General features: G+C 40.0%; 12 protein-coding genes and 1 pseudogene. 6 read left to right on the forward strand and 7 right to left on the reverse strand.

All coding sequences use genetic code 11. The features are described from left to right. The first annotated feature begins 2 nt into the window (after positions 1-2). From nqrE to BCU84_RS11495, 4 genes are all read left to right on the forward strand, one after another. A complete protein-coding gene (gene nqrE, locus BCU84_RS11480; protein ID WP_055025195.1) occupies positions 3-611 on the forward strand; it encodes an NADH:ubiquinone reductase (Na(+)-transporting) subunit E in 609 nt (202 codons plus the stop codon). Positions 612-687: 76 nt separating this feature from the next. Next, positions 688-1,905 carry an NADH:ubiquinone reductase (Na(+)-transporting) subunit F gene (gene nqrF, locus BCU84_RS11485; RefSeq protein WP_102528223.1) on the forward strand — a complete coding sequence of 406 codons (1,218 nt, stop codon included), beginning with the start codon at positions 688-690 and terminating at the stop codon, positions 1,903-1,905. Positions 1,906-2,282: 377 nt separating this feature from the next. Beyond that, on the forward strand, positions 2,283-3,488 hold the full coding sequence (locus tag BCU84_RS11490; RefSeq protein WP_102528224.1) for an aromatic amino acid transport family protein: 1,206 nt from the start codon (positions 2,283-2,285) through the stop codon (positions 3,486-3,488). 319 nt (positions 3,489-3,807) lie between these two features. Further along, positions 3,808-5,964 (forward strand): S46 family peptidase, encoded by a 2,157-nt coding sequence (locus tag BCU84_RS11495; RefSeq protein ID WP_102528225.1) that lies wholly within the window; start codon positions 3,808-3,810, stop codon positions 5,962-5,964. 22 nt (positions 5,965-5,986) lie between these two features. Here the strand turns inward: BCU84_RS11495 and BCU84_RS11500 are convergent, their stop codons facing one another. The 3 genes from BCU84_RS11500 to BCU84_RS11510 all read right to left on the reverse strand — a co-directional run bounded on the left by BCU84_RS11500 (position 5,987) and on the right by BCU84_RS11510 (position 8,902). Then, complete coding sequence (locus BCU84_RS11500) at positions 5,987-6,688, reverse strand: 23S rRNA pseudouridine(2604) synthase RluF (protein ID WP_102528310.1); 702 nt, start codon at positions 6,686-6,688, stop codon at positions 5,987-5,989. Positions 6,689-6,702: 14 nt separating this feature from the next. Then, complete coding sequence (locus tag BCU84_RS11505; protein ID WP_102528226.1) at positions 6,703-7,407, reverse strand: hypothetical protein; 705 nt, start codon at positions 7,405-7,407, stop codon at positions 6,703-6,705. A 163-nt stretch (positions 7,408-7,570) separates the two neighbouring features. Beyond that, positions 7,571-8,902 (reverse strand): Na+/H+ antiporter NhaC family protein, encoded by a 1,332-nt coding sequence (locus tag BCU84_RS11510; protein ID WP_102528227.1) that lies wholly within the window; start codon positions 8,900-8,902, stop codon positions 7,571-7,573. A 403-nt stretch (positions 8,903-9,305) separates the two neighbouring features. Between BCU84_RS11510 and BCU84_RS20840 the strand changes: the two genes are divergently transcribed. Then, on the forward strand, positions 9,306-10,691 hold the full coding sequence (locus BCU84_RS20840) for a hypothetical protein (RefSeq protein WP_198589572.1): 1,386 nt from the start codon (positions 9,306-9,308) through the stop codon (positions 10,689-10,691). A 208-nt stretch (positions 10,692-10,899) separates the two neighbouring features. On the opposite strand, the pseudogene BCU84_RS11525 reads toward BCU84_RS20840, so the two are convergent. The 4 genes and pseudogenes from BCU84_RS11525 to BCU84_RS11540 form a co-directional block, all read right to left on the reverse strand. Then, positions 10,900-12,103: pseudogene (locus tag BCU84_RS11525) on the reverse strand (IS3 family transposase). 106 nt (positions 12,104-12,209) lie between these two features. After that, positions 12,210-12,773 (reverse strand): TIGR04211 family SH3 domain-containing protein, encoded by a 564-nt coding sequence (locus BCU84_RS11530; RefSeq protein ID WP_347231190.1) that lies wholly within the window; start codon positions 12,771-12,773, stop codon positions 12,210-12,212. Between the two features lie 267 nt (positions 12,774-13,040). Next, the gene (locus tag BCU84_RS11535) at positions 13,041-14,309 is read right to left on the reverse strand and encodes an inorganic phosphate transporter (protein WP_102528229.1); all 1,269 of its coding nucleotides are present in this window, start codon (positions 14,307-14,309) and stop codon (positions 13,041-13,043) included. A 25-nt stretch (positions 14,310-14,334) separates the two neighbouring features. Beyond that, positions 14,335-15,018, reverse strand: a complete 684-nt coding sequence (locus BCU84_RS11540; protein ID WP_102528230.1) for a TIGR00153 family protein — start codon at positions 15,016-15,018, stop codon at positions 14,335-14,337. Between the two features lie 224 nt (positions 15,019-15,242). On the opposite strand from BCU84_RS11540, the gene BCU84_RS11545 reads away from it, so the two are divergent. Further along, positions 15,243-16,727 (forward strand): CYTH domain-containing protein, encoded by a 1,485-nt coding sequence (locus BCU84_RS11545; RefSeq protein ID WP_102528231.1) that lies wholly within the window; start codon positions 15,243-15,245, stop codon positions 16,725-16,727. The last annotated feature ends 561 nt before the right edge of the window (positions 16,728-17,288 follow it).

Genomic DNA, 17,288 nt, shown 5'->3' on the forward strand with positions numbered 1-17,288 from the left:
CGATGGAACATTATATTAATTTATTTATTCAAGCTGCGTTTATCGACAATATGGCGCTGTCATTCTTCTTAGGTATGTGTACGTTCCTTGCGGTATCTAAAAAGGTATCAACGTCTTTTGGTTTAGGTATTGCCGTTATCGTAGTGATGATGCTCGCTGTGCCTTTGAATCAAGTTATCTATGTAAATGTACTCGCACCTGGCGCGCTGGCTTGGGCTGGATTTCCAGAATTAAATCTAAGCTACTTGCAGCTTATTACCTTTATTGGGGTGATTGCTGCCTTGGTGCAAATTTTGGAAATGTTTCTTGAACGTTATATTCCAACTCTGTACCAGTCCTTAGGTATTTTCTTGCCACTATTAACCGTTAACTGTGCGATTTTTGCAGGGGTTATTTTTATGGCAAACCGTGACTACAACTTAGTTGAGTCGATGGTCTTTGCTGGTGGTAGTGCTGTGGGTTGGGCAATGGCGATTATTCTGTTAGCAGGTCTTCGTGAGCGGATGAAGTTTCATGCTATTCCGCTGGGCTTACAGGGGATCGGTATAACCTTTATAACGACTGGTTTAATGGCGCTGGGTTTCATGTCTTTCGCTGGTATTACCTTATAGTGTGGTGCTTAAAAATGACAATGCAATCGAATATGAATTCTCTGAGTGATGACAAATTGTTGAGAAGGTACATTTAATGGAAATGGCAATTGGCATAGGCATGTTTACCATAGTGGTAAGCTTGCTGGTAATGGTAATTTTATTCGCCAAAAGTAAATTGGTGAATACCGGTGATGTCACCATTGGAATTAATGGTGAAGCGGATAAAAGTGTGCGTACGCCTGCAGGGGATAAACTGCTTGGTGCACTTGCAGGTAACAGTATTTTCATTCCATCAGCCTGTGGTGGTGGTGGAACCTGTGGTCAGTGTCGTGTGACAGTTAAATCTGGTGGCGGCGATATTTTAGCGACTGAGCTTGACCACATTACCAAAAAAGAAGCAAAAGAAGGTTGTCGTTTAGCTTGTCAGGTTGCCGTTAGAACGGATATGGAACTTGAAGTTGACGAAGAAATCTTTGGGGTTAAAAAGTGGCAATGTGAGGTTATTTCAAATAATAACCAAGCGACATTTATTAAAGAGCTGTTGCTTAAAGTGCCTGAAGGTGAAGAGGTTCATTTTAAAGCGGGTGGCTATATCCAAATTGAAGCACCTGCACATGAAGTGAAATACGCTGATTTTGATATTCCTGAACAGTATCGCGATGACTGGGAACGGTTTGAATTATTTAATCTAGTTTCTAGGGTTAATGAAGATGTCTTACGTGCTTACTCAATGGCAAATTACCCTGATGAAAAAGGGACAATTATGCTCAACGTGCGTATTGCAACACCACCAACCAACGATTTACCGCCAGGGCAAATGTCATCGTATATTTTTAACTTGAAATCGGGCGACAAAGTGACGATTTCAGGCCCCTTCGGTGAGTTCTTTGTTAAAGAAACTGAAGCTGAAATGGTATTCATTGGCGGTGGTGCTGGTATGGCACCAATGCGTTCACATATCTTCGACCAACTTAAAAGTAAGCAAACCACACGTAAAATGTCATTTTGGTATGGTGCTCGCTCTGCTAGAGAGATTTTTTACCAAGAAGATTTTGACATGCTTGCTGCAGAAAATGACAACTTTGTCTGGCATGTGGCGTTATCAGATCCCTTACCTGAAGATAACTGGCAAGGCTATACTGGTTTTATTCATACTGTATTGCTTGAAAATTATCTTAAAGATCATAAAGCGCCAGAAGATTGTGAGTTTTACATGTGTGGCCCTCCAATCATGAACTCCTCAGTGATCAGCATGCTTGAAAGTTTAGGTGTTGAAGAGGAAAACATCTTACTTGATGATTTTGGTGACTAGCCAGAAATAGACAAGTTTTGATTGAATCAATATTATTAAAGCTGAAACTGAGGTTTCGGCTTTTTTTATGCTTGTTTATTTCGAGTAAACGATTAGGCTATAACATTCATATCGCCACTCTTCCTTCCTATAGCTGCCATTTTCTGGATAATAATTAATGTAGTGTTGTAATGCTACGCCATTGCAAAATTGTTGCGTTAAAGTTTTTGATAAATTGTTGCGTAATTGTTTATTAACGGGCTTGTAAGCCTTTATCTCTCTATACCTATTGCTTGTTACAAGAAGCATCTGATACTGTCAAATGAGTAGCATGAATCATTAATAAGACTTCAGCTGCGCAATATAATAACGACCAATAATTAAATGGGACTCATGTTTTGAATTTAAAAATGCTTGGCTCAATAGCCATTGTGGCTGGAACTGCGATTGGTGGGGGCATGCTCGCTTTGCCTCTTGCGACAGCAGCATTAGGTATTATGCCAGCAATTTTGTTGCTGGTAGTGATTTGGGGATTATCAGCTTACACCTCATTACTGATGTTAGAGATTAATTTACGTGCAGGTGTTGGTGACAACGTGCATGGCATTACGGGTAAAACATTAGGTAAAGTAGGCCAACTGATCCAAGGTGCATCCTTCCTAAGTTTATTATTTGCACTGACGATGGTGTATTTAATGGGCGGTTCTTCATTACTTGAATCCCGCTTAGAGCCGTTACTAGGCGTAGACTTAAATAATCAAATTTCAGTATTACTATTTACGCTGTTTTTTGGCGGTATTATCGCCGTGGGCGTCAAGTGGATTGATAAAGTCTCGCGAGTCCTTTTTACCGCTATGGTGGTGTTATTAGTATTAGTGGTAGCTTTCTTATTACCTGAAGTTAATATTGTTGCCTCGTTAACTAACTTCTCAGCTAATGTTGCTGAAGGCGATAAGCTGGATCAATTATGGCTGGCAGCAATTCCAGTGGTGTTTACGTCATTTGGTTTCCACGTGTGTATTGCTACCATCGTTAGATACCTTGATGGTGACGCAGTGTCACTGAGAAAGATCCTATTAATAGGTTCGACTATTCCGCTATTTTGCTACATCTTATGGTTACTTGTTACCCTTGGTACACTGGGCGGCGAAACCGTTCATGGCTTTGCTGGTTCATTGCCTGAGTTAGTCAGTGCGCTGCAAGCTGTGGCTCAGTCAGCTATCGTGAGCCAGTTTATTGATTTATTCGCAAATCTTGCACTGATCACTTCTTTCTTAGGTGTGACCATGAGTTTATTTGACTATGTTGCAGAATTAACCCGTGCAAGAGATGATGCTGCTGGTCGTGCTAAAACCTGGTTGATTACCTTTGTACCACCATTACTTTGTGCACTGTATTACCCTGATGGCTTTTTCCAAGTACTGGGATTTGCAGCAATACCGTTAGTCGTTATGATTATTTTCTTGCCAATTGCGATGGCGCTAAAACAACGTAAAGCGCAAATGGGCGGTTATGAAGTGAGTGGTGGTAACTTTGCTATGGGTGTTGCTGGTATCTTGGGTGCACTGATTGTTTTAGCTCAGCTAATGGTGGCATTAGGCTAATTTTTCAAAAGTTACTTCAAAAGTTACTTCAAAAGCGACTTTAAAAAGTGGATATTATTGAAAGTAATGCAACAAGAATGTAACGGAGTTTTACAACCACTGTTCTTAACTTCTTTCGATATGATAAAGTCAGGCTATATGCCTGACTTTTTTATGTGTTAAATACGCAAAGTGTTTAACAAGCACAAAGGACAGAAGAGCTTTATATCATCTGTCATTTCAATAATTGTGCTGCAGTTTATAGGCGTAAAAGAATAATAAACCTGAAATCAGGTTAATAAGCTAGATGTGCACTCACTTATAAAATGGAATTATTACAATGAAAACATGGTTATTAAGCGCCGCAATCGTGGCCTCATTTGCTGCACAAGCAGATGAAGGGATGTGGCAGCCTTATCAACTCCCAGCAATGGCTGATGAGTTAAAAGCAAAAGGGCTAGAGATTGATGTTAAATCGATATCTAAATTGACAGAATACCCAATGAACGCAGTGATTAGCTTGGGCGGTTGTACTGCATCATTTGTTTCTCCAAAAGGGTTAGTTGTCACTAACCATCATTGTGCTTATGGCTCAATTCAGTACAACTCAACCCCAGAAAAGAACTTATTAAAAGATGGTTTCTTAGCAAAAACCTATGCAGACGAATTGCCTGCAACGCCTGGTTCACGCATCTTTGTAACAGAAGAAGTGACTGATGTAACTGATCAAGTTAAATCTGGCGAAATGAATAAAGTGGGTAACGATTTTTATAAAGGGATTGAGCAAAAAGAGAAAGCCCTTGTAGCTGAGTGTGAAGCTGAAGATGGTTACCGTTGTAAGGTCTATAGTTTCCACGGTGGACTTGAGTATTACTTAGTTAAACAAATGGAAATTCGTGATGTTCGCTTAACTTATAATCCAGCTGCGAGCGTGGGTAAATATGGTGGTGATATCGATAACTGGATGTGGCCACGCCATACCGGTGATTTCTCTTTCTACCGCGCTTATGTGGGTAAAGATGGCAAACCTGCAGATTTCAGTAAAGACAACGTGCCTTATGAGCCAAAAAGCTTTCTAAAAGTATCAGCTAAAGGTGTGAGTGACGGTGATTTTGTGATGGTAGCAGGCTATCCAGGTCGTACAAACCGTTACCGCACAGCTAACGAAGTAGAAAATCAGTTTGAATGGGCTTACCCAGAAGGGAAAGTACTACGTGAGCGTTTAATTGAAATCATCAAAGAAACTGCGCCAGAAGGCAGTGACGATCGCATTAAGTATGAAAGTGCTATTGCAGGTTTAGCGAACTACGCTAAAAACTTTACTTCAATGATTGAGTTTTATGGCAAATCGCCAATGCTTGAAGAGCGTAAGGGCTTGGAGCAAAAACTGGCTAATTGGATTAAAGCTGATAAGAAGCGTCAATCGCAGTATGGTGAGACTTTAGCTGAACTTGATAAGTTGATCGCTAAAGAACAACAAGGTCAAGAGCGTGACGTGCTGATGAGCTATATGGGCTATAGCAGCATGATGAGTACAGCGGGTCGTTTATACCGTCTTGCTAATGAAAAAACCTTGCCAGATATGGATCGTGAACCAGGCTATCAAGAACGTGATATGACTAATTTCACTTCTGGAATGGAGCGTATTGAGCGTCGTTATGCCGCTAGTGTGGATAAAGCCATCCTTGCAGATTTGATTAAACGATATGCAGCATTGCCAAGCGAATACCGTCTAGCAGCTTTTGATAAAGCATTTGCAATCGGTCAGCCATTTGATGAAGCTAAATTCACTAAGCACCTTGATAACATGTACGCTAAAACTACGTTATCTGACAAAGAAACGCGCTTAGCGTGGATGGATAAGTCGGTTGCTGAATTTAAGAAGTCAAAAGATCCATTCATTCAATATGCTGTTAGTACGTATGATGAAAGAATGCAGCGTGAGCTAGATAATAAGCAGCTTGCTGGTGATTTAATGAAAGTACGCCCGCAGTATATGGATGCGATTATCGCTTACAACCGTGAACTTGATAAGCCTGTGTATGCTGATGCTAACTCAAGTTTACGTGTCACCATTGGTAATGTGAAAGGTTATAGTCCACAAGATGGATTAGTGGCGGTTCCTTTTACTCGTTTAGAAGGCATTGTTGCGAAAGATACTGGTGTCGAGCCTTTTAACTCTCCAGCTAAACAGCTTGAGTTAATTAACCAAAAGCAATACGGCGATTACTATGTTAAATCTCTAGATTCTGTACCGGTTAACTTCTTATCAACTCTTGATACAACCGGTGGTAACTCTGGTTCACCTACCTTAAATGGTCGAGCTGAACTGGTGGGGTTACTATTTGATGGTGTTTACGAGAGTATTATTGGTGATTGGGGTTACGATCCTGAGACAAACCGTTCAATTCAAGTGGACAGCCGTTACATGTTATGGGTTATGAAATACTTAGATAACGCTGATAACTTACTTGAAGAGATGGAAATCGTTAAGTAGAAGGTTCATACATTACAGGCATCTAGAGTTTCAGTAGGTGCCTTAGAACCGAAATTTCTGCGGCCTCTAGGGGCCGCATTTGTTTTTCTGCTAAGTTCAAAAGTTCACAATTCATTATACTCATACGCACCAAATCAATCACGTTATAGCCTAGAGCTTTAGCCATTCTACGGATCTGTCGGTTTAAACCTTGGGTCAACGTAATTTGAAATTGATTCTCACTGACTGCGGTAACTTTACAAGGTTTAGTGGTGACATCACGATAGCTTACCCCTTGGCTCATTTTCTCAATAAACTCATCATTAAAAGGGCGATCTACTGTTACTAGATACACTTTTTCATGGCCAAAATCTGGGTGCATTAATCGGTGGGTTAATTCACCATCATTTGTGAGCAATAACAGCCCGCGTGAATCCTTATCTAATCTACCAGCAGGATAGAGCCTAGGAGCGGGCGGTAGAATATGGATAAGACTAGATGGAAGGTCGGGCAATAAGCGGCAGTCAATACCTACAGGTTTGTGATACAGCCAATACTGTTTACTTTCAATAGGGGCAATTGGCGCACCATCCAATAAGATATTAGGATTAACAGCAGATTGATTCACTCTATCTAATGGTGATGCCTGTTGGCCGTTAAAACTGACACGACCAGCAGCAATAAGTCGCTGAGCTTGACGTCTTGAGCTGACACCACAATGGGCGAGGTATTGTTCTAAACGCATATTAACTGACAAGGTTAATCGCTCGCAAAGGTGAGGTTTGATAGCTGTTTTTGCTGAAACTTAATCATTTTTTTCATATTTAGCCCCAGCAAGACACACCATAATATATTGGCTTGAGTCAGTACCCACATGACTAAAGACACCCAACAAATATCGCCGACTCTATGAGTGCAAGGATCAAAATCAAGCGTAGACCAGTTGAGTAAATACATTAACGCAATAGAGAAAATTAGCCCAATAATGTTAAAGCCAAATAAAGATGTTGAAAGTGAACTTTTTTTTCTAAAGTAATCAATGAAACAAAAGCTGTGCAGTAGAAAAGTACAAATGAGATAACCAGTTGAAAAGAAACGATGTTGCTCAAGAAAGTTAATTGGAAAAATACCAATCAGTACAATTAATACCCCTAGAATAGCGCCAGTAATGGTAATGATCCTGCTATATACATCGGTAAAAACATAATATCGCGCCAGCATCGAAAGCATCAAACAAGCGCCGCCAATCACTAAGCCCATGTTATATACAATCGCTAAAGGCGAACTCATGTAGTCGCCTAAGGTGTCAGCGCGAATACTTAATGGACTGACTCCTAATCGAGCAACCTCAGCAATAAGTGCAGTACTAATCCCCAAACCACTGATCAACGCCGTCGCTAAAGACATGAAAATAATCATTAAATGTAAATCGTAATGTTTATTGGCTTCAATTGTTTGACTCATGAATGGCTTAATATCTGCTTTCGCTAACTAATTGTTAGTGACAGATTATCACTAATCGACATATTTTATTAAGAGGGAGATACAAAAAACCTAATATAAATTGCCAGTTGGCATTTCTATATCAGGTTTTAAAAGCGTTAAACTTATCGTCTAACCGCGCTGATTAGTTGCGCTTGCGCAAAATCACAATGGCTACAGCGACTACCGCTAAAATCATGCAGTACCAAGCGTAAGAGATGGCTGCTAATGGGCTAATAGCAAATGTAGATGCTATCAATAATGCTTGGGCGCCATGAGGGATAAGACCCTGAACAATACAAGCGAAGATATCTAATACACTTGCAGCACGTTTAGGTTCAACACCATGTTTTTGAGCTAAATCTTTAGCAATATCACCAGCAACGACAATCGATACAGTGTTGTTTGCCACACAGGTATTGGTGGCTGCAACAATACTGGCCATACCTAATTCAGCTGCTCGGCTTGACTGGCCGCCTTTAGCTTTTGAGAAACGTTTGATTAGTAATTCAATTTTTTCACTGACAAACTTCAGTCCACCTTGCTGCTGCATTAGTGCAGCTAAACCGCCAACAAGCATTGAAAGGATGAAGATTTCTTGCATGTTAGTGAAACCAGCATAAATATCTTGTCCAAACTGAATTACACCGTAATCAGCTACAAACAGCCCTGTTGCTCCAGCAAGTAAAATACCCACGGTTAGCACAACGAACACATTCACACCCGCAACTGCTAGAAATAAGATGGTTAAGTAAGGGATAACATTGATGATATCAATTTCTTGCGCGGCGACCTCAGCTTGTCCTTGGCCTGCAAAAGCAAATAGCACAAGCGTGATTAATGATGCTGGTAAGGCAAAGATTAAGTTCTCGCGGAACTTATCTTTCATCTCACAGCCCTGTGTTCGGGTTGCAGCAATGGTGGTATCAGAAATAATCGATAAGTTATCACCAAACAACGCACCTGACATAACTGCACCTGCCATTAGGGCGTAATCAATTTGCGCTTGGTCAGCAACACCTAAAGCAATTGGCGCAACAGCAGCAATGGTGCCCATAGAGGTGCCCATAGCGGTTGCAATGAAGGCGGCAATAACAAAGAAGCCAGGAAGCAACATGCTTGAAGGGATCATTGAAAGACCTAGTGCAACGGTTGCATCAACACCACCAGTGGCTTTAGCAACAGATGCAAAAGCACCTGCGAGTAAGTAAATTAAACACATCGCGATGATGTTGCTGTGACCGATACCCGCAATAAAGGTATCAATAGACTGATTTAGTTTTTGCTTCGATAGCAATAGCGCCAAAATAATCGCAGGTAAAATAGCGATGACACTTGGTAATTGATAAAAAGCGAAATCTACCCCTTGGCTTTGAAAGTAAACGCCAGCACCGATAAATAGGGCTAAAAAGGCGAATAGAGGCAATAAAGCGATAAAGGAGGCTGGGCTCGTCGTAGTTGTATTTTTTGTCGTCAAGGTCGTCTCTCTTTTTTTATTTCAGTGATACTGGTTATGCGTCTATGGATGCAATTGAGTACTTTAGCAAACTCTTCATTAATAGTCGTATTATGATGACTTCTTAAGTTCTGGCAAGCATAGGAGATCTACAAATTAGTGTCAATCTAGACGTCTAGACTTCTTTGCTTCTGGCGTGGTTTTTACATTCTTATCACGCTTTTGTTTCGCTTATTTATCAACTGATACTTTTATGTAAAGGAGGCTGAATAGGTTTACATTTTGATTACAGTAATTGTTCACGGTCTTCATGAGGTAAATATGGAATAAGCGTTATTCCATATTTACTAATCGATAAATATATAATATTAAAAACTAAAAAATCATTTTTAGTCATTAAATTTCTATTTAACTTAGGTCGAAAATGAAAAAAGTAATTTTACTATCTCTAATTTTAGGGGTCACTGGCTGTGGCGGCTCTGACTCATCTAAAGAAATCCCAGAAGTCCCAGAAATCCCAGAAGTGCCAGAAGTGCCAGAAGTACCAGAAGTACCAGAAGTACCAGAAGTACCAGTTAAAAGTGGTATGGTTACTTTATTAAGTATTGATTTAGCCGGTCTAAGTTTAGTTGGTAATGCAAATGGGTATGCTGTCGGAGCACAAGCTAATGACGATTTTAAATTGGTTGACCATGAATGGGGTTTAGAAGTTGATAATGAAATTCATTCTCCAGAAATATGTAATTTAATTGGATTGCCTATTCTGATAGAAACAATAGATGAGCTTGGCTCTGGGTGGAAATTAATAAGAGCTCAAGTTCCAAATGTTATTGAGGAATGTGAAGTTGGGTTTAGCGTAACTAGATACTTTTTTACTGACATTGAAGGCAATATTTTTGCATTACCAAATGATCTGGTTCCTCTGTACGCTCATAGAGGGAGTAGAGGCGTTGAAAGTGAGTTAATGATAATTCAGGCAGGAACTGCATATAATCATTCTGATAAGCCGTTAATTTATATGGTTAATGATGTTGGATATAAAGGTATATATGAATTGTCAAAGAGTTTGAAACTACCTGAACTAACTCTAATAGTCCCCAACTTAGATCTGGCTGACTGGCAAAGCACTAATTGGGTACTCAGAACTAAAGAGCACATTTATGTCTCCCAAAGATATGAGAAAGCTATTAGAAAAATAAATCTAAATAACTCAAATGTAGAAGCCGTTTGGGAGTCGGGAACAAATGATGGTTCAACTTTTGTCCCATTTTATTTTAAAGGTGATGTGTATGTAACAATTTCAGGAGATCATCATGTTCTACTGCCTGATGAAGGTGGAATATTATCTTCAGACTTGCCTAGACTTGAAGTTCCTACTGATGTTTTCTCAAATAGTTTCGGTGTCTCATTTGTTATTGATGATCGCTATATTATTGGTAATAGATGTATTGTGTGGGATATGGAGGATTGGGTAGCTGTAAGGCCACTGTCTGGTGGTGGTGACGGAAATATAAAAATATTTGATGACCGATTGTTTTGTGTTTCTAAAGATTATGGAACTCCCTCTGCTAGCGTGGTAGGTACTTCAATTGAGTTAGATAGTAAAATTATTTTTAAACATATCCCAAGTAGCAGTAATTTAGTACAAGATACAGCGACAATGGTAGTGCCTAAAATGCTTTATAAAGATAATGTTAGGAATGTCTTTGAAGAAGATATTGTGTCAGTAAATCTAATTACAGGGGATGTGAAAGTTGAAACGCATTTCTATGAAGGGGAAATTGTCGTCGATTTGATTCCAATTAATTAAAAGCTTTATCTCTTTGTTGTTAGTCGGCACCACCTTTAATGATAACGTTGTATTATCGCTGATTGCAGTGATATTGTTAGAGTGAGTTTTCCCCGTGATGAAACGTGTAAGGTCGTGTGGGCTGCCAAAAGATTGAACACCAACCACAATGCTAATTTGATTTCGGTTAATGAAGACTGTCTAGTCCTAAAATAGTTTAACGGTTTTATTAAGCCAGTTGGTAACCCCGACTGGCTTTTTCATGCACTTCGTTCGGGGTTTTCATTCCTAAACTAAGATGCGGCCGTAATTGGTTATAAATCTCTATCGATTCTTTAACTAACACACCAAGCTCTTTCATCGTACGGCATCGACAAAGCAGAAACTCATGCTTCAAAATACCATTCACTCTCTCAGCCAGTGCATTTTGGTAACAGTCATATCCATCTTTCATTGAGGGTGTGATGCCATTGGCCGCTAATGTCATTTGGTATTCAGCTGAGCAGTATTGTATTCCTCTATCTGAGTGGTGAATGATATCACCCGTTGTTGTCCGGTTTTTTACCGTCATATCTAACGCCTTAACGACATCAGAGGCTTTCATTTCATCACTGAGTTCATATCCCATTATCTTTCTGGAGTATGCGTCAGTCACCAAGGATAAGTCGTGTGTTCCCTCATCTGACTTAACATAAGTGATATCGCTAACGAGTACCTCTTATACACGTTCAACAACCTTGTCTTTTAGTAAGTTAGGATGCTTTCTAAGCCAATGGTGGCTATTGGTTGTTTTGGTGTAGTTTTTTCTGGGCTTCACCAACATATCGTGCCTTTTCAAATGTTGAAACAACCCATCTCTGCCAAGTTTTATTCCTTGCTCAATCAGCTGTGGTTTGATGAGTTGGTAGAGTTTACGGGTTCCTATCCTAGGCATAAACTGACGCCAATACATCACCATTGATATCACTGGTTTGAGGTTTTCAGCCTTAGCTTCAGCACGCTGTTTCCATTGATAAATAGCTTGTCTCGATAAATCAAATTGCCGACTAGCAGTGGCTAGCTTTACTGTGCCTTTTTCTTTGCCAATCCAGAGCACTCGGCTAAGTACTTTTTTCTAAATCGATACCATATTCATTCTTTAACAGTTCAACCATATCGCCATAAATCATGTTCTTCATTTCTAGATTAGAAACTTGTTTCTCTAAGCGTTTAATTTCCTGGGCTGACGTTTCTTTAGATTTAGACATAAGAGAGTGCTCTATAGGCTAATCTACCATGCTTTCTTAGCCATGTAAGGACGGTACTTCAACCTTGTATCCCGCAGTGGTTTTGAGCTTGTATATAAGTTAGCTCGCCTTGTTTACCAAGCTAACGACGCCTAATGTGTAATCACGTTGTGCACGTTTACAGTTGATTGAACTTGAGGGATTCATAGATAAGTCTCCAAAGTGTCAACTTACCTCAAGACGGGACAATTGTAATCAACAAAAAAGCCAATGCAGAGCATTGGCTTTATAGCGTGCACTTAAATAGCTGAAGTTACATCCAGCGACTTTTCTGTTTACGCTGTGGTCTTGGTAAATAAACCAAAATAATGCCAATTAATGCGCCTAAACCTGCAATCAATGCGCCTTGTTGCCACATTTTAGATTGAGCATTATCTTTAATCGATTGCAGCTGCTGGTTAGCTGTATCACGTTCATTAGTGACTTTTGTTAACTCTGATTGCAACGAAGCAATTTGGTTGTTCGAAGACGTTAGCTGTTGTGCAACAGATTCTGAACTTTGATCTAATTGCGCTAAGGTTGATTTTGTTTGCGCTAATTCAGCTTCAATAATCGGTAAGCGAGTTCGCAAGCTTGAACCTGTTTCAATCAAGTCTGACTTTACCCAGCCTTCACGATCTTTATGATCACGAACTTTACTGTAATCGTTTTGCGTCTCGTTTAATAAGGTAATTGTCTGGCCAGCTTCAATACTGCCTAATATACGATACTGAGTACCTGGACCACCGTGGATGTAAATAAACACATCGTCAGTAATGTAATGCGTCTGAGCCATTAAACCTTTTGAGAGCAGTAGCAGGGCTACTAATGTAAGCATTCTGAACACGTTATTTTTCCATACCATTAGAACTATCCGTCATGCTATTTATTTAGCGACTTGATTGCAAGGAAGAACGTCAAAGACTTATTTAAATAAGCGGTATTACTGATGTAAATGTGCATTATTAGTCAAAAACGCTGCAATCATTGCTTTTATTGCACGGTTTATTAGGCATTTAAACACTCAAAAAAGAGCCACAAAAAAGCCGGACATTTTCATGACCGGCCTTTTAAGCAATTTTTAAGCAATATAGCAATCGCTATCTTAGCTAAATACACCCTTAATGGTGAAGAAGAACAAGATAGATAATGCGGCACCTGCAGGGAGAGTAACTACCCAAGAGATGACGATATTACGGACTACACCGATATTAATTGCAGCAATACCACGTGCCATTCCCACACCCAATACAGCACCAACAAGTGTCTGTGTTGTAGAGATAGGAAGACCAGTACCAGATGCAATGACAACCGTTGAAGCAGCTGCTAATTCTGCAGCAAAACCACGACTTGGCGTTAGGTGAGTAATGTTTTTACCAATGGTTTGCATAACGCGCTTACCAAAGATAGCTAGACCCATTACGATACCAACAGCACCTAAAGGTAGAATCCACCAAGCTAATGCTGCTTTAGACTCAATTTCACCGCCACTGTTAACAACAGAAACAACTGCCGCTAATGGGCCAATTGCGTTAGCAACATCGTTTGAACCATGGGCAAATGCCATACAACAAGCGGTAACAACCATTAAGATAGCGAATACTTTCTCTACGTTTGCATACTCAGCTTGACGGTTAACATTGGTTGGCATGTTTAAGCGACCAATAGCCACTCTACCGAAGATCCCTACACCGATAGCAACAGCAAGTGCTAAACCGTATGCTTCAACGGTAGAGAAGTGTAAACCAACGTGCTTAAGTCCTTTTGTGATAGTCACAAGCGACATAATAAAGCCCGCAAGTCCCATGTAAAAAGGCACGAAACGTTTTGCGTTCGCGAGTGGGTCATCGGTGTTGAAAATTAACTTTTGAACACTTTGGAACAGCATGAAAGCAATGAAACCGGATATTGCAGGTGTTACCACCCATGAGCCGATAATGCCAACAACTTTACCCCATTCAACCGCTTCAGTACCAACACCTACAGCAGCAAAACCAACAATGGCGCCAATGATAGAGTGAGTTGTTGATACAGGCCAGCCTAATGCTGACGCCGCGATTAACCATAAACCTGCCGCTAATAAAGAGCCGATCATGCCGTATACCAGTAATTCAGGCGATTCAACGAAGAAACTTGCGTCAATAATACCTTTACGAATAGTACTGGTAACTTCACCACCTGCTAAATAAGCACCGGCAAATTCGAAGATCATTGCAATAATAATTGCTTGTTTGATTGTGATGGCGTTGGAACCTACTGAGGTACCCATAGCATTGGCAACGTCATTTGCGCCAATACCCCATGCCATCAAAAATCCAAATACAGCCGCAATACCAATTAGCATTGGGCCATTGGTGACTAATACATCAACCATGTTGTTTCCTTGATAACCTTGTTAGTTATGAACTGCGAGCTAACATTAGCTCTAGGCGAGAGCCTACACGCTCAGCTAAATCAGCCAAGCCTCCAACCCATTCGATGATTTTGTACATGAACATGACATCGACAGGATTCAAATCTGCTTCCAAGCTTAGTAGTAAACGACGTACTTGGATCTGCAAATCATCAGAATCAGCTTCAATCAGATCTAATTCATTGATCATCTTAGCGACTAATTCGACTTCACGACCACGGAAACCTGTTTCTAGAAGGTCATCGAGTTCGTTAATTGCTTGCTTAGCAAGAGAGACAGCATCTAAACAACGTTTGAGGTAAGCGTTAAACGGTGCTTGAACTGGTTGAGGGAACACTAATTGGCGACCAATAATTCGGCCTGAGATGTCTTTAGCTTTGTTGGCGATTTTGTCTTGTTGAGTTAATAACTCAAGCAAGTCAGTACGCTCAACAGGCATGAACAACCCACTAGGAAGGGTAAGACGAATTTCACGCTTCAGCGCGTCAGCGTCATTTTCTAATAAACTAATTTGCTTACGTACATTTACAGCTTCATCCCAATCACCCGAATTCGTTGCTTCAAAGAAGGGTACGAGTAAAGATGCACATTCGTGAACTTTATCTATATGCTGTTCTAATGGTTTAAGGGGTGATTTTGCAAACACACCTAAAATAGAGTTTACTGGCATTGCGGTTAACCTATTTAATGATTCCAAAGTTGGAAAAACGGGCGCATGTTACCTCAAGCGTCCGCATATTGAAACTGTGTTTTTAATTTAATCTACAGTTATTAGCGCTCAGTATATAGAACTGAGTTGCGCAATCCTAAGGGATTTTTATTACAGAAATGTGACATTATGAACTTAACATGATGCATTTATGAAGATTTAATGACAAGGTGAGTAGAAAGTCAATGGACGCTGAGATAGAACTGAAGCTGTTTATGCAGTCGCAATACCATGATTTACTAGTTAAATTACTCAATGGAATGAGCGAATCCACACCACAAAATACCCGTGAATTATCCAATAAATATTTCGATACAGCAGCATTACAACTTCGTCGTTGGAAGATGGGATTGCGGGTAAGAAGTAGTGAAAACTTTACAGAGCAAACCATTAAAACTGCAGGCTCAGTTATTGGTGGTATTCATACACGACCTGAATACAATGTCCCTATTGAACAAAAAATACCCTCTCTTAATTTGTTTCCTAAAGACATCTGGCCAAATGAAGCGGATATCGACGGATTACAACAAGACCTACATTGTGTTTTTGAGACCAATTTTACCCGCCAAGCTTGGCATATTTATATCGAAGGTAGCTTAGTTGAAGTGGCATTTGATGTCGGTGAGGTGCTTGCTAACGGTGAATCAGAGCCTATTTGTGAAATTGAGTTTGAATTATTAGCAGGTGAAGCCTCGGCTTTATTACATCTTGCTATAGAGGTTGCGCGCACTATTCCGGTTCGACTAGGTAAAGCCAGCAAGGCGCAGCGTGGTTATCAATTATCTGGGCACCAACATTCAGCTCCGCTAGAGAAGATAGATTACATTTGTCTGCCAACAGACAAGAGCTTGCCAAAAACCTTAGAAGTATTACTGGAAACAGGTATCGAGCGTTGGCAAATCATTGAGTCCTTATTGATTGAAACCCGAGATATTCCACATCAAGCTAAGCTTTGGATGCAGCTCAGGGCATGTGTCAGATTATTAAGGCTGACCTTGAGTCAATTTGGGTTACTTAATAAGCAAGTTTTGCAATATTTTGAATTAATAGAACAGCAAATGCAGTTCATTGAGCCATTGCAAAGTTTAAGTCTTATTTTAGATGAACAAAAAAAGTTACTTGGTAAACGCGCTGATAAAACCGTGATCACCGAACTCGTGATGACAAAGGTCACTGAGTTGGTTTCAAGCCATAAACTGGCTCACCTTTGGCAAGTGCCAGAGTATGGACAACTGCAATTATCATTAGTCGATTTATTATTAAAAACCACTAACGGTAGCCATCAGATGGTGGATTACCCTGAACTTGGCTTATTCGCTAATCATTTACAGCAGGATTCTTGGCAAAAAATTGTTAATTTAATGCCGGTAACAGCTGCAATGGACAGTTTGGATTATCAAAAGGTTGCCCAGAGATTAGACGAAAGTATTTTGGTTGGCTTTGCTTATGGTGAGTTATATCAAGCTGAAGATAGAGAAGCCTTTCGCGCCCCTTGGCAAGACCTGGCGTTAGGGATCCAAACATTAGGCAGTTATCAATTATTATCTGAAATCACCCAAGACAGTGATATTGAAATCGCGAGTTGGTTGGAAGATAAAGCACAAAGTTTACTTTTTGCGATGGAGCACTCTAGAAAAAGTGCTCTTGGTAATCAACCTTACTGGAAATGATAAACTCCTAGCAACTCGTATCTAACAACTTGTATCTACCAAGAGTCAGTGCTAGATAGCTCATTTTAGCCATCGCTTAAAATGTAAAAACCTATCAAATGATAGGTTTTTATTGGTTATGTACGACCATAACAATGTTTGATAAAAATTTAAGGTGCTATGAATGATAAATATGCAATAGTTTGATAATTTATCTAAGAATGAAAGGCACTTCCTTATAATAAAGTTTAATCATTTTTAAACTCACTTTTGGAAAGAAACGAGTTACCCGTTTATGTTTTGTACTTTATCTATATTGGCTAAATTACTTAAGACCATCACTTCAATCTAATTCATTGCCTGCCGCAGGCTATCGTGCAAGCACGACTATGACACGCAGCAAGTTCATCCCTGAAAGCTCGGCCATGACGTCCATGTCATGGACGGTCACAGCCGTGCTTACACCGGAATTTTCATCTCTTCGATTTGACTGTATTCGTGACAATTTAAAGAGCTAAAAAGCTCAAGTTGTATAGGTGTTTCGATCTTCTAAGAATGCACAATTTGAATTGAGGCAAGTAA

Source organism: Shewanella sp. 10N.286.51.B7 (assembly GCF_002873615.1).
Lineage (GTDB): Bacteria > Pseudomonadota > Gammaproteobacteria > Enterobacterales > Shewanellaceae > Shewanella > Shewanella electrodiphila.